Consider the following 14,555-nt stretch of genomic DNA (forward strand, 5'->3'; position numbering starts at 1 on the left):
CGGCGGGCGAACGGGACCGTTAGGCCCGGATGCGACGCAGGATTGATAAAAATGAACCCAAAGCAAAAGTCGCAGCATGCTTCAAACTTCAAAATGGCCAGTCTCTTTGCCGGTCTCTACGCCGCCCAGGCCATTACTGGCAGTCTGGTGCAGACCGGCTTGCCGACTGTTCTTCGAGAAAGCGGCACGGCGCTGGACAAGCTTGGGCTACTTTCGCTGATTTTCCTCCCGTGGGCCTGCAAATTTCTGTGGGCACCGGTCGTTGATCGCTATGGCGTAACCAGACTTGGGCACCGCCGCTCCTGGCTGCTTGCCTGCCAGGCGCTGATTGCCATCAGTTTCCTCGCCATGGCATGGTTTACTCCGCAGGATCATTTCGAGGCCCTGCTGGCTGTGCTGCTGGCCATCGCCTTTTTTGCGGCCACGCAGGACATCGCAACTGATGCCCTGGCTGTCGAGGCGGTCAACGAGGAGCGTCGAGGGCTGGTGAGTGCTGCCAGCGTCTTTGGCGGCTATTTCGGTTTTCTGCTGGGCGTGGGTGCTTGGTTGCCTGTTTATGCCGCCTTTGGCTGGTCTGCTTCCATGATTTTCATGGCGGCTCTTGTTGTCATCATGACCTTACCGGCAATTGTCGCTGGCCCGACCGAAAGGCTCCTCCAGAAGGATCAGTCTCAGTTGCGCCCGGGATTGCGGGCAGCTTTCGCCAGCGCCAGCCTGCTCCACGGCCTTCTTTTCCTGCTTGTTTATCAGGCGGGGTTGCGTCTGGGCATGAGCCTGATCGGCCCCTATCTCATCGATGCCGGTCTGGATCTGGCGCAGATTGGCTGGTTGAAAGGTGTCGGTGGCGCCCTGGCTGGCCTCGGTGCCGCCGTGCTGGCAAGTGTTTTCCTGCGGCGCCTCGGGGGGCGCGCGCTTGTCGCGGCAGCCCTTCTGAACGGGAGTGTTTTTACCGCTCTGGGGGTTTGTGCCACCTTTGGCTCGGCCTCCAGCCCGGTCATCGGGGCGCTTGTTCTTTTGCAGGCGGCGGCTGCGGCCTTCAGCATGATGGCACTTTACGCCAGCATGATTGGCTGGTGCTCTCCCAATCAGGCCGGAACCGATTTCGCGCTGCTCCAAAGTGTAGACGCCATCCTTGCTATCAGTTTCTCTATCGCCGCCGGCTTCATCAGTCAGGCTGCTGGCCATCATGTGAATTTCGCAATTGCTGCTGCCCTGCTTGGCATTGCAGCCGTGTCGAGCCCGCGTCTTCTGCGCGACATCCTTCTGGCGAACCCTCGTCGCCTCATCCTCAGCAACTAGGATCAACCATGTCCAAAACAAGCCTTTTGAGCGCGACCGCATTTGCGACAATCGCCGCCCTCTCTTCCTCCAGCGCCATCGCACAGGAAAAAGCAAACGACGAGGGTATTACGCTTGAACGTGTGGTGATTACCGCCACGAAGCGTCTGCAGGATGCCTTTAGTACAGCGGGCGAGGTGGCAACGGTGGAGGCGGACGAGCTGGAGCGCCGCGGCTTCACCAGCGTTGACCAACTGGATCGGGTCTTTACCGATATCCATATCCGCCAGCGCTCAAGCCGCGCCTACAGCAACATCACTCTGCGCGGTCAGTCGTCGGTCGACTTCTACAACCCCTCCACTCAGCTCTATGTCGATGGCCTTCCGCAGGATCAAGCGCTGTTCAGCCAGATGCTGCCGGAAACGCTGGAGCGTATTGAAGTGCTCTATGGTCCTCAAGGGACGTTGTATGGCCGTGGTGCCATCGGCGGGGTGGTGAATGTTGTCACGCGCAAACCGGACGACGAATTGCGCGCAGAGGTCAATGGCACATTGACCAATCTGGGCCCCAAGGCCGGATTATATGTAAACACGCCTCTGATTGAAGATACACTCTATGGGGATCTTTCCTTCAGCGCCCTCAACGAGGAGGGCGAGATGGAGGATATGGTTACACGGGCGGAAGTCGGTGAAAGCAAGGATCGCTGGGGCCAGGTCCGCTTGCGCTATGCGCCGACAGACAGCCCGCTGGACGTGATGATCTCGGCCGGACGAACCACCAGATCGTCTGGTGAAGAGCGCTTCGTGATGGAATCCATGCTGGATGACAGAACAGCGCTACCGGTTCCTTCCCATTACAGGTTGACCAGCAACAATTTCGGGCTCACCGCTTCCTATGATCTTGGCGAAGCCACGGTGACATCCCAGACCGGTTATCAAAATCGCAGCTTGGATCGCACCATTTTCGGCAGCTATACGCCGGAATGGCAAAAGACGTTCAGTCAGGAGCTTCGCCTTGCCTCCAATCCCGATGCCGGCAATGCAATAGACTATGTTGTCGGTCTCTACTATCAGGACCTCGATTTCAAGCGGAACGTACCGGCGTCCTTTTTGACCTCGCATCAGGACATTCGTTCTTCTGCTGCCTTTGGCGAAGCCACCTGGCATGCCACGGACAGGCTGGATCTGCTGGCGGGTGTCCGGTTCGATTATGAAGAGGTGAAGGCCGATACAGCGCTGGCTGGAAATGCGCGCAGCAATTCCGACAATTTCTCGGCAGTCTCGCCAAAGGCGGGCGTGAGCTACAAGATTACCGATGAACTTCTGGCCTATGGCCTTTTCAGCACCGGCTTCAAGGCGGGTGGTTTTACGCGCGCCGTCACGCCCGGCAATATCGGCTTCTCCTACGATCCGCAGCATACCTACAATTATGAAGCCGGTTTGAAGGCCTCACTCTTCGACGGAGTTCTCGAGCTCGCCTCGTCCGTCTACTTCACGAGGACGGATGATTACCAGCTTTCGGTCGGTCCTGTGCAGGGTCAATATTTGCAAAACGTGGGTGAGGTGGAAAGCAAGGGTGCCAACCTGACGGCACGCTGGCAGGCAACCGACGCTCTGCAGATCAAGAGCGGCATTGCCTATAACGATACCTATTTCAGTGCGTACCGAAATCCGTCCAATCCCGGCGTAAACCTGACCGGAAACCAGGTCCCGTATGCGCCGCGCGTAACCGCCAATCTCGGAGCCGAATATACATTCGATCTTCCTGACGATCATGGCGAGCTGATTGCGAGGGCCGGTATGACCTACATCGGCAAGACCTATTTCACTGAGGCCAATACGCTGGGGCAGAAAGAATATGCCCTCTTCGATGCCGGGCTGACATGGAAAAAGAACGAGGCGGTCGCTGCCGAATTCTTCATCGACAACATCGCTGACGAAACTTACTCGGTGTACGGCTTCAATGCCGGACCATCCTTCGGAAATGTCTATCAGCTTGGCAAGGGGCGAACCTTCGGTGGTCGCCTGAGCATCCAGTTTTGAACCTGGCGGGGCAGAGCATGCGTGTGCTGATTTCAGGTGCCGGTCCTGCCGGCTTGACGTTGGCCGCGTGCCTGCTGCGCCAGGGAATAACGCCGGTCGTGGTCGAGAAGGCCGAAGCTGTCCGTGAGGCGGGCTACGCGGTCGGCATTCACGTCAACGGCTGGAACGTGGCAGAACGGTTGGGGATCATTGAAAGCCTTCGTGCAAATGCTCTGGATCTAGGCCGGTCAGAGTATCGCAATCTCCATGATACCCCGCTTTTCCGCTATGATTACAAGCATTTTTCCGCTGCAGCCGATGGCAAGATGCTGGCCATCATGCGTGATGCATTGGTGCGGGTTCTGCATGAGCATCTTGATGGACGGCTTGGCGTCCGTTTCGCAACGCAGATCGACGCCATGACCGAGGCGGACAACTGCCTTTCCGTGCGCTTTTCCAATGGTGAGGTCGAGGATTTCGATCTGGTTGTGGCTGCGGATGGCTATCGCAGCCGGGTAAGGCATCTCTGGTTCGGCCCGCATGAGATGTTTTTGCGCCCGCTTGGCTATCGCGCCGCCGCATGGCGGTTGCCGGAGGGCCCAGCCATGGATTCGAGCTTCGTCGGGTTCATGGATGTCGATCGGCAGGCGGGGCTTTACCGCGTCGGTGACGGTACGGCTGCTACCCTTTTCTGCTGGCGCGATGAAGAGACAGGTCGTGTCGCCGCTGAAGATCGCCAGCGCAATCTTCAAGATATATTTGGAAGCTGGCCCAGTATGATTTCCGCGACTCTTGATCAGGAGATCGAGTGGAACAACTGCTTTTTCGATACGATTGCGCAGGTCGAGGTTCCAGACTGGTCGCGAGGCCGTGTCGTGCTTCTGGGTGACGCGGCTCATTGCATGACATTTCTGTCGGGTCAGGGAACGTCGACTGCCATGGCCGGTGCCTATATTCTCGCACAGGAGCTAGCAGCAAAGCCGGTTTCCGAAGCACTTGCCAGTTACGAAGCGCGTCTCAAACCGCTGACACTTGCACTTCAGGCACAATCCAAGAAGATTGGTGGGCACTATGTACCGCGCAGCCGCCTTGGAATTCTTGTCCAGTCATGGCTTATTCCGATCATGATGCGTCCGCCTTTTGTGCGGCTAGCCGTCAAGAAAATGCTGGCCAAGGCGTTGCCGCTGGATGACACGGCTTCATAAGGTTGGGTTTCCGTAATCCAGAACCTTGGTGCAAGGATCATTCATAAGCACTGACGTAATAGGCGCAGGTGGAGATAAGTTGGTTGGCTGAGCATGCCATTCATCGTATCGCCAAACTCGTCTGCTGTCTCGGTTCCGGCCCAATGAATGGGTCCCAATTATGAGGAAATAACTTGCATCTGAATCTCAAGTTATCGGTTGCGTGGTCGCGGGTGCCGATCTAGAAAGGGCACAACGACGGCGACTAACGGATGTTTTGAGTGCCAAATGCCCCTGATGCATTTCCAATGGCGAAAGGTGCTTCATCGAGTAGATGATCTTGCCCTCCCGACAGCTTTGCAACACTCGTGGGGGAGGCAGATGGCTTGCCTACCTTTTTGAACGCGATTTTTACCGCCCACCGGCGCTCCCTTCTCTGGACCGTCATGCGTATAGTGCGCGACCCGCAGACGGCGGAAGACCTGGCGCAGGAGACTTATTTGCGCGCTCACAAGGCGGTTGAAAGCGGACGTGTCGAGCATATCGAAGGCTTTCTCCACCAGACGGCCCGCAATCTGGCGCTGGACCATCTGCGGCGCCGTAGGACACGGGCGGGCGCTGAAGTGCAGGGGCTGGACGCGCATTTGCTTGCTGGGATCTCGGCTGATATCCCCTCTATAGAACAGGCTTTGATCGAGAAGCAGACGTTCGGCGTGTTTCAGACGGCGCTTGCAGCGCTGCCGGAGCGCGCTCAGGCGGTGTTGGTGCTCAGCCGCATCGAAGAGTGGTCAAATGTCCGTATTGCCGAACATCTCGGCATTTCGGAACGCACGGTTTTCAACGACCTGAAACTTGCCATGGCCCATTGCCGGGACGCGATGGCGCGTCTCGACCGGAAATAAGGAACACAATGGCGCGTTTCTTGATCCTCCGACTCCGTCCGGTTGCCGCGACAACGGCTCTGCTTTGCTATCTTCAAGAGAATTTTTCCGGGTTTGTCGTACTCGTGCGTCAAGGTAACAGGACCCTGCAAACACGTTTCGATCGGATTGCCTGAGTGGGACACCAGAACGCACACGACACGGATGGGACGAGCAGCGGATTTACCTCCGCAGATCCGGTAGCGGAACAGGCGCTCGACTGGTTTGTCCGGCTACGAAACAGCGAGCCGGATGCTGCGACGCACGCGGCGTTCCAGGCATGGCTGGCAGAGGATCCCCGGCATGACGCAGAGTTCCGCAGTCTCGAGACCCTGTGGAACTCCAGGTCTTTCAGCGATGCGGTGAAAACGCTGCCGGTCGATCGGCGCGCGCTGTTGCGGCCGAAGACACGTCGCTGGCCGCTGCACGCCGCAGCGCTTGCAGCCTCGGTTCTGATTGCCGTCGGCGTCTGGCAATATCCGGCGCTCACGATTGCCATTCAGGCAGACTTTGAGACTGCAACCGGCCGCCAGACCACGGTTCGTCTGCCGGACGGCTCGATGATGATGCTGAACACCGACACGGCCGTAGCGACAGACTTTGAGGGCGGCCGACGTCACATCCGCCTGCTGCGAGGCGAAGCCTTCTTCGATGTCGTGCATGATCCTGCCCGTCCCTTTACCGTCAGCGGTCATTATGGTGAGGTGCAGGTTCTGGGTACGGCCTTCTCCGTCAGAACCGGTGATGACGAAGATCAGGTGGTGCTGGAGCGCGGCCGTGTTCAGGTTCTCTGTCTGTGTGATGGCAAGGGCATGGGTAAGGCCGAGCTTGTCCCAGGTGAAGCGGTTAGCATCACGGCATCCGCCGTTTCGCCCGTGCGTGCGACCGACCCATCGGCTACACTTGCCTGGCGGGAGGGACGCATCATCTTTGAAAACGCCAGCCTCGGCGCCGTTCTTGAAGAATTGCGCCGCTACCACCGCGGACCCATCGTGGTGGCAGATGAGCGGGTGAATAGACTAGTGGTCACGGGCAATTACCGTCTCGACAATGTCGAGGGCGCGCTGCGGACGCTTGCCGATGCGGCCGGTGTCGGTTTCTACCGGATTCCCGGCGGCATCATAATCCTTCGCTAAATATTCAACTTTTTTTGCCGGTTTACAAACCGTGCTGCGTCCTTGCTGACAGAAGGGCTGGCGCATGACGCGCATCTGTCCTGGGGTCTTGTTGAGAGGGTTTGGACGAGCATGGTTTCGGGGAAAAATTCACGCGTCTACATGGTTGCCTACGAGCGCCGCCGTCAAAGGACAAATGTGCTTCTGGCGTCCAGCATTCTCGCCTGCATCGCGGGACTTCTTCCGGCTGCCGCCCATGCGCAGGCGCGGGTTGTCGCAAGCGCCGCGGAAACCGGCAGCTTCCAGATTCCCGCCCAGCCGCTTTCTGCTGCCATTAACACCTTCATCCGTCAGAGCGGCTGGCAGATCAGCTACTCCTCGGCGCTCGCCGTTGGCAAGACCTCGACCGCCGTCTCCGGCAGCCTCACGCCATCGGCAGCGTTGCAGCGGCTCGTGCAGGGAACCGGCCTCACGGTGCGGATCAGCGGACCGGGCTCGGCCGCTCTCGTCAATCTGCAGGCGGCGGATGCGGGTGGTATTGCGGCTGGCGGAACGACCGTGCTCGATCCGATTCTGGTTACAGGGGAGAGTAACGGCGTGGATACATTCGTCCCCTCCCATTCGATTGGTGCGCTTAAGACCAGCGCTCAGCTGATTGAAGTTCCACAATCGGTATCGGTCGTGGGTCGCAAACAACTTGACGCGCAAAATGCGCAGAGTGTTTCTGAGGCGCTTCGTTATGTTCCGGGTGTCGCCATCGAAACCTACGGACCCGATCCCAAGGGCTATGACTGGATCATGATGCGTGGCTTCAATGCCCAGGCCACGAGTTCCTATCTTGATGGCTTGCGGCAGGTGTCCAGCAGCTACAGCTTTTTCCGGACCGATCCATACGCGCTGGATAGTGTGGAGGTGTTGCGCGGCCCATCCTCGGCGCTTTACGGCCAAAGTGATGCCGGCGGCATCGTCAACAAGACCTCCAAGAAGCCGACGGAGAACAATGTGCGGCAGATCGAGCTTCAGTACGGAAGCCATGACCGCAAGCAGGTAGCCTTCGATATCGGCGGCACGGTCAATGAGGACAAGAGCATTCTTTACCGCGTGATCGGTGTCGCCAGGAACGCCAACACCCAGTTCGAGTATTCCAACGGTGCTGACATCGTCGACGACCGGCTAATGATTCAGCCGGCCGTAACCTGGAAGCCCGACGAGGACACCACGCTGACGGTGACCGGTCAGGCGCTGAAGGATAAGAGCGGCGGCACGATCATGCTCTTCACGCCGACGAACATTCTCCTAGGCGACCCCAATTTCAACCAGAGTACCCAGGAGCAACAGAGCATCGGTTATGAGTTCGAACATCGCTTTGATGAGACCTGGACCTTCCGCCAGAACGCGCGCTACGGACATGTTGACTTCACACTCGACAACCTTTTTTTGTCCGGCCTTGGAGCATCGGGCCTCAGCCGTATAGCGCGACATTTTGACGAAAGCTTCGATACCTTCACGATAGACAATCAGGCCTTGGCCGAATTCGACACGGGAGCGCTCTCACATCAGGCGCTGTTCGGCATCGACTATAGTTGGTCTGATGCTGACGTTCGGCGTTTTCAGGGATCCGCTCCATCGCTGAACCCCTATGCACCGGTCTATGGTGTCACCGTTCCGGCGCCTACAGCACCGATGATCAGCTATACGGAGCGCTACAGCCAGACAGGCATCTACGCCCAGGATCAGATCAAGTTTGGCAATGGCTTCGTCGCAACTCTGGGGGGGCGGTATGACTGGCTTGATCTGGACACCCACAATCGCCTGACAGGTGCAGATACCAAGATTGATGTCGGCCGCTTTTCCGGTCGCGCTGGCCTCAGTTACGTCTCCTCGATTGGTGTCGCCCCCTATGTCAGCTATTCCCAATCCTTCGTGCCGAACAGCGGGGTTGATGAAAAGGGAAATACCTTCGATCCATCCAACGGTCGGCAGTGGGAAGTCGGCGTGAAATATCAGCCTAGCGGCTTCGAGGGGCTCTTCACGATCGCATATTTCGATATCGAGAAGACGAATGTCCTCAACTATCTCTCGAATGGCTTTGCCGTGGCAACGGGCGAGATCGCGTCGCGCGGTCTGGAACTGGAAGGCAAGGTCAGCCTCGGCGGCGGCTGGGATTTTGTCGGTTCCTACACATACACCGATGCGGAGATCACGCGCGATGCGACCGGCAATGTCGGGAAACGCCCGATGCTCGTGCCTGAACAGCAGGCCTCGGCCTGGTTGAACTACACGTTCGAGACGGGGCTTCTGGAAGGCGCATCGATTGGGGCCGGGGTTCGTTATGTCGGCAAGGTCTACGGCAACAATGCTAATACTTTTTCAGTGCCCAGCAGGACGCTGGTAGACCTTGGCGCAAGTTACCGGATCAACGAGCATGCTAAGGTCTCCCTGAATGCGACAAACCTGTTCGACAAGAAGTACTTTTCGACCTGCGAGGCGAGCTACTCCTGCTACCAGGGCGATCGGCGTGCCGTTATCGGCAAGCTGACCGTCGAATTTTGAGATTGAGGAAGGCGCGGCCAAAAGGTCGCGCCTCCACGAATGTCATGATGAACAGACGCGTTTTCATCACCGGCAGCCTTGCCGCTCTTCTGCCTCCTATGCCGGTTCTGGCCGAGGTCGAAAGGCGCATTGCCGCCGTCGATTGGGCTGCCGCCGAGTCTCTTCTTGCCTTGGGGGTCACGCCGCTCGCCGTTGCTGATACAGGCTACTACAACCAACGCATGCCGCAAGTCCTGCCCGGCGCGACCGTCGACATCGGGCCCTTCTGGGAAGTCAACCTGGAACTGCTGGACAGGCTCCGCCCGGACCTCATTCTCATTGGCGTTGCAAGCCTGTTCATGACGCCGCGCCTGAACGAGATCGCGCCTGTCGAGGTCGTCGAAGATATGAGGGGCGAAATTGCCTATGGGCGGGCGGCAGCCATTCTCCGCCAGTGCGGACGTGCTGCGGGCCTTCCGTCCAGTCACGTCGAGGCCATCCTGTCCAACATAGAGCAGCGAATGCAGAGCCTTGCCGCCAGCGTTCAGCGAGTGCGCCCGGTTTGCATTTTGTTGCCGGATCAAAGCGGTAGCCGCGCCATGGTCTACGGCAATGGCAGCATGCCCGGGTCCGTGGTCACCCGTCTGGGTTTACGAAATGCGTGGCAGGGACCAACCAATGCCAATGGTTTCATTCAGGTCGGGCTCGATCAGCTGATGCCGCTGAAAGATTGTGTCTTCATGCAGATCGAGATCCCGTCACTTGCTCCGCAGACGAACAGGGCGCTAAGCGACAGCCAGCTCTGGCATCGGCTTCCCGCGGTTCGTGAAGGACGTGTGGTGCGCATGCAGCAATTCTATCCGTTCGGGGGATGTCTTTCGACGCTTCATCTTGCCGAGGCGCTGGCGCGCGCGCTTCAAGTCCCCTTCGGAGCAGGTACACCATGAGCATCACCCTTGCCGGACGGGGTCCAACGCGTGGCTTCGTCCTGATCTGCCTCCTGGCTTTGTCGGCTCTTGCTCTTGCCGTGCTGGCCATCATCCAGGTCAAAGAACCGGCCATACTCTTCTACGCGACGTTGCCGCGCATTGTTGCCGCGCTGGTTTCCGGCTGCCTCCTGGGGTTGGCAGGCGGCGTGTTCCAGAGAACCTTCGACAATCCGCTTGCCGAACCGTTCCTCCTCGGCATTTCCGGAGGAGCGGCGCTCTTCCTCGCCGCATCGCTGGTCTTCGCCCCGGCTTTATGGTCGCACGGATATCAGATCGTGGCACTCGCCGGAGCGCTGACTGCTGTTGCGATTGCTTTCGCTGTTGCCTGGGGGCCGTACCTTTCGTCCCAGACACTGGTGCTGGCCGGGGTGATGATCAATCTCTTCTGCAACGCTGCCTATGCCGGCCTTGTTCTTTTCAATCATGATTTTCTCAGCAATCTCCTGACTTGGCAGGCCGGTTCGCTGCAGCATGGTGGCTGGGGGCCGTCGCTTCGTCTGGCGGTGCTTGCAGTTCTTTCTCTCGGTCCGCTTCTTCTGCTGGAGCGACCGCTACGGTTGCTTTCCCTCGGTGATGGTGCGGCAGCGAGCCTCGGTCTTTCCGTGCGCACGGTGAAGCTGATCCTGCTTCTCATCGCTTCGCTGCTGGCCGCGTCCGTCACAGCAGAGTTCGGCCAGATCGGTCTCGTGGGGCTGGCCGCCCCGGCGCTTGCGCGCGCGATCTGGCGCGAGGCCCAGGCGGGACTGGTCCGCTGCGGGGTTACGGGAGCCCTTCTTCTGCTGCTGACCGACCAGGTTATGCGTTTGCTCTCCAGTTGGCTGGGCGATCTGCCGGTCGGGGCGGCTGCAGGGCTCCTGGCGGGACCATTGCTAATTTTTCTCGCGCGAAGGGCGCCGCTCAACGCCTCGAAGCCGTTCACGTTCGCATTTGCGGCACGCGGCCATGGGAACGTTAAGCAGCTCATGATCCTGGCCATGCTTCTACTGGCTGCATTTGCGCTCGCGTCATTCCTGGGGCGCGGACCGGAAGGATGGTCACTGGCGGGTCGGGACGATCTGGCTCTGGTCTGGCGTTGGCGTCTTCCGCCGCTCCTGGCCGCAAGCGGCGCCGGCCTATGCCTCGCTGTGGCGGGTTTCATCTTGCAGCGCTTGCTGCGCAATCCCCTTGCCAGCCCCGATCTTCTTGGCATCAGCCACGGCGCAGGCCTTGCTCTTGCCGTCGCCTTCGTCATTCTGCCGACGCTCGGGGTTGCAACGAAACTGGCGATCACCTCTCTAGGCGCCATTGCCGCCCTGTTGGTCGTGACACTGCTCGGGCTTCGAGCGCGCTTTGAACCCACGCGCATGCTGCTGCTCGGCGTCGGCCTCGCAAGTATGGCGAACGCAATGCTCGTGATCGCGCTTGCCGGCGGCGGACAAAGAGGTGCAGCACTCCTCGGATGGTTTTCCGGCATGACCGCAGGCGTGCATCTTGGCACGTCAGTCGCTGCAGGCCTGATGGGCTTTGCGGGGCTTCTCGCATGTCTTTCGCTCCATCGGCAGATAGACCTGATAACGCTGGGTGATGCAGCAGCCACGGGCTTCGGTCTGAGTGTGGCCGTGGTGCGTGCGGCCGGCATCGCTCTAGCCGCGATTCTGACGGCTGCCGGTACCATGGTTGTCGGTCCAATCAGCTTTATCGGCCTGATGGTGCCTCATGCAGCCGCGGCCATGGGTTTTCGGAAGGCAGCAGGGGCAAGCCTTGCCAGCGGTCTCATCGGCGCATTGCTGATGACGCTCGCGGAGTGGCTGAGCCGTAATCTCGTCTGGCCCTGGGCGCTTTCGCCGAGCCTGTTGGCCGCGCTCGTCGCCGGACCCTGGTTCCTCTGGCAACTGCGCCGTCAGCAGAGACACTGAGCAAACAGCCATTGTCGGTGCAAACCATTCCATTCCAGCGATAGCAGGAGACATATTCCCATGCCGCTTCCAGACCCAGTCCCCGCACAGATGGCGCCGAAGTTCTCCTTGCAGGGAGTTTCCTTCAGCGTTACCGGCCGCACGATCCTGCAGCCGCTGGATCTGGACCTTGCGGCGGGCAAAACGATCGGTCTCATCGGACACAACGGGTCAGGCAAATCCACTCTGGTCCGACTGCTGGCCCGGCAGATCAGGCCCAGCACCGGACACATTCTGTTTGATGGACGCCGGCTGGAAACCTGGTCGAACCGCGAATTCGCCAGGCACCTTGCTTACCTCCCACAACAGACGCCGGTGCCCGCGGGAACCAGCGTCCGCGAGCTCGTCAAGTTCGGACGTTATCCCTGGCATGGTCCTCTTGGCGCTTTTGGCAGGCTGGATGAAGAAAAGGTGGAGGAAGCACTCGACCTCACGCAAACGACGACGCTTGCGGAGCGTTCCGTCGAAACGCTGTCCGGGGGCGAACAGCAACGCGCCTGGATCGCCGCACTCATCGCACAGGATACGAAATGTCTCCTGCTCGACGAACCCATTTCGGCACTCGACATTGCGCACCAGATCGCGGTGCTCGATCTCGTCCAGACACTCACCAGGGTGAGGGGGCTCTCCATCGTCATGGTTCTCCACGATATCAACATGGCGAGCCGCTACTGTGATGAGATCATTGCGCTCCGGGAGGGTAGCCTCATCGCCAGAGGATCGCCACGTGAGGTTATGACGCCCGATAACCTCAAGCGCATTTACGGGGTGAATTTCACCATCCACCACCCAACTGAAGGCGGTCGACCGTCAGCACTGCTTTGTTGAACAGTTGGGGGTGCGCGTTCGTAATCGGACATTTATTGCAATAAGCGCACGCTGAATCAGGACGCAGGTGCGGCACTTGTTCGTTCGAATGGCATCGAATTTATCCTTCGTAGGTGGATCCACGGTCTGAGCCATACCGGCCCGCTTCTTGGGACTATACAACCTCACATACGGTCGCCGCTCTTTTGCAGGCCGTTCAGATGATTATCAGGGTGGTCAGTCCGGGCTATGTTCTGTCGGGCTTGATGTCGACCGGCAGTTTCGTCGGTATCCTACTTCTGGTCGGCGTCTTCTTCCGGCCGCTCGACAAGATCACCGCTGTCGTCGAGCCCTATATGCGCGGCAGCGCCGGCTTCCTCCGCCATCTCGAGCAGCTGGCGACCGAATCGGAGATCACCGACAGCCCGGATGCCCGCACCGTCTCGACCTTGCGTAACGAGATCCGTCCCAACGATCTCACCTTTGCCTTCACGCCCGGTCGTCCCCGTGCAGCACGATATCTCCCCGCATGTGCAGCTTTTGTTGGCGAATCCGGTTTCGGCGAATTGACGCTGCTCTCGCTCTAGCCGCGTTTCTACGTGCCGAAACCCGGCACGATCCGCAATACGGACTGGATGGTCGTTATGCAGCAGGGCCGCATGGTCGAGGTCGGAACGCATGCCGAACTGCTGGAGCGTGAAGGCCCTTACGCAAAGCTCGCGGCTTGATGGACCAGGGCAGGCCATCACAGCCGCGAGCTCTACTTCAACTCCAATAGGCCGCCACCATGAATTGACTCTTTGCCAACCTGAGACCAGTCAGATGGCTGCGAGCCTCGCGCGCCCGTTCGGCATCAGCTGCGAACCAGACATAGCCATCTTCCGGTACTGACGCGGATTTGAGCGCCTGAACGAGATCATCGGTTCGGAAGACCCTGCTATCGTTAGCCAACGCGCCGAGATCTTCATCACTGCTCGCCAGGACCGCAGAGACCTTGCCTTCTGCAAGCGCCAGCATGCGGGCGATGGCCGGCTGAGCCGTCTCGTCCCCGTATAGCAGCAGCACTGGCGCTGACGGGCACCAGCCACCCCCTGGACCCATGACGCCGACCGTCTCGCCGACGGGGTTCCTATCCATCCAGTGGCAGGTGGGGCTGCCGTCATGATGGAAGATGTCGAAGTCCAGCCAGTCCTCCTCCTGTGCCGCGACGGTGTAGACAGGCCTGTGGATCTTCTCTTCTGGCCAGATTATGCGGCCTGTGCGGGAGATTCGCGGCCATTCTGGCGTTCTAGGATCACTAGGCAGAAGCAGCCGGAAATGAAGGCTGCCGGTGGCAAACCGAGATGCCTCCTCGCCGGTCAGCCGCACCCGAGTAAAGCCGGGAGAGCGGCGCGTCACGGAATGTACATGCATCAACGAAAGCCCCGGTGCCAATGCGCCTTCGTTGATTTCATCCCAGGTGATGGTAAGGCCATTGTCCTCAAAGATCTCAGCAAGATTGCTCTGTAGCGTCAGCAAGAAGCGTCGATCCGAGCTCTCCAGCTCGACCGTACAATTCTCATTGAGACGACGGAACACTGCGGTGCTGCTCCAGATCGAGAAACGCTTCTCGGTATCATCACCCGCGATTGTAATGCCGAGTCTTTTTGAATGCTGGTCAAGGAGCGCGAAGGCTGGTGTTGTTTGGCCCTTGATCGAGCCGGTCAAACGATGTGTCATGGATATTCCAGATTATAATGCCCTCCAATTCCAATGAAGATGATAATCATAGTCAA

The 14,555-nt window shown here is 59.1% G+C and carries 12 protein-coding genes; 11 read left to right on the forward strand and 1 reads right to left on the reverse strand.

Annotated elements, in window-relative coordinates:
- Positions 1-51 precede the first annotated feature (51 nt).
- From G6N80_RS02690 to G6N80_RS23450, 11 genes are all read left to right on the forward strand, one after another.
- Positions 52-1,299 carry an MFS transporter gene (locus G6N80_RS02690; protein ID WP_246251385.1) on the forward strand — a complete coding sequence of 416 codons (1,248 nt, stop codon included), beginning with the start codon at positions 52-54 and terminating at the stop codon, positions 1,297-1,299.
- An 8-nt stretch (positions 1,300-1,307) separates the two neighbouring features.
- On the forward strand, positions 1,308-3,320 hold the full coding sequence (locus G6N80_RS02695; protein ID WP_165131079.1) for a TonB-dependent receptor: 2,013 nt from the start codon (positions 1,308-1,310) through the stop codon (positions 3,318-3,320).
- Between the two features lie 17 nt (positions 3,321-3,337).
- Positions 3,338-4,504 (forward strand): FAD-dependent monooxygenase, encoded by a 1,167-nt coding sequence (locus tag G6N80_RS02700; protein WP_165131081.1) that lies wholly within the window; start codon positions 3,338-3,340, stop codon positions 4,502-4,504.
- A gap of 365 nt (positions 4,505-4,869) precedes the next feature.
- Positions 4,870-5,385, forward strand: coding sequence for an RNA polymerase sigma factor (locus G6N80_RS02705; protein ID WP_165131083.1), 516 nt, complete (start codon positions 4,870-4,872; stop codon positions 5,383-5,385).
- Between the two features lie 155 nt (positions 5,386-5,540).
- Positions 5,541-6,539 carry a FecR family protein gene (locus G6N80_RS02710; protein WP_165131093.1) on the forward strand — a complete coding sequence of 333 codons (999 nt, stop codon included), beginning with the start codon at positions 5,541-5,543 and terminating at the stop codon, positions 6,537-6,539.
- Positions 6,540-6,650: 111 nt separating this feature from the next.
- Positions 6,651-9,071 (forward strand): TonB-dependent siderophore receptor, encoded by a 2,421-nt coding sequence (locus G6N80_RS02715; protein ID WP_165131095.1) that lies wholly within the window; start codon positions 6,651-6,653, stop codon positions 9,069-9,071.
- Positions 9,072-9,118: 47 nt separating this feature from the next.
- Entirely contained in the window at positions 9,119-9,997 is an 879-nt protein-coding gene (locus G6N80_RS02720) for an ABC transporter substrate-binding protein (RefSeq protein ID WP_244484818.1), read from the forward strand.
- Positions 9,994-11,934 carry a Fe(3+)-hydroxamate ABC transporter permease FhuB gene (gene fhuB / locus G6N80_RS02725; RefSeq protein WP_165131097.1) on the forward strand — a complete coding sequence of 647 codons (1,941 nt, stop codon included), beginning with the start codon at positions 9,994-9,996 and terminating at the stop codon, positions 11,932-11,934. The genes G6N80_RS02720 and fhuB overlap by 4 nt, the downstream gene beginning before the upstream one ends.
- Before the next feature lie 60 nt (positions 11,935-11,994).
- Positions 11,995-12,801: an ABC transporter ATP-binding protein gene (locus tag G6N80_RS02730; protein ID WP_165131099.1), complete on the forward strand. Its 807-nt coding sequence runs from the start codon at positions 11,995-11,997 to the stop codon at positions 12,799-12,801.
- Positions 12,802-13,001: 200 nt separating this feature from the next.
- Positions 13,002-13,367, forward strand: a complete 366-nt coding sequence (locus tag G6N80_RS02735) for an ABC transporter ATP-binding protein (protein WP_165131101.1) — start codon at positions 13,002-13,004, stop codon at positions 13,365-13,367.
- Positions 13,368-13,379: 12 nt separating this feature from the next.
- Positions 13,380-13,508, forward strand: coding sequence for a hypothetical protein (locus G6N80_RS23450; RefSeq protein ID WP_280139221.1), 129 nt, complete (start codon positions 13,380-13,382; stop codon positions 13,506-13,508).
- A 37-nt stretch (positions 13,509-13,545) separates the two neighbouring features.
- Here G6N80_RS23450 and G6N80_RS02740 read toward each other — a convergent pair whose 3' ends face one another.
- Complete coding sequence (locus G6N80_RS02740) at positions 13,546-14,499, reverse strand: siderophore-interacting protein (protein WP_062556633.1); 954 nt, start codon at positions 14,497-14,499, stop codon at positions 13,546-13,548.
- Positions 14,500-14,555: the final 56 nt, after the last annotated feature.

The organism is Rhizobium rhizoryzae (genome assembly GCF_011046895.1).
Classification (GTDB): Bacteria; Pseudomonadota; Alphaproteobacteria; order Rhizobiales; family Rhizobiaceae; genus Neorhizobium; species Neorhizobium rhizoryzae.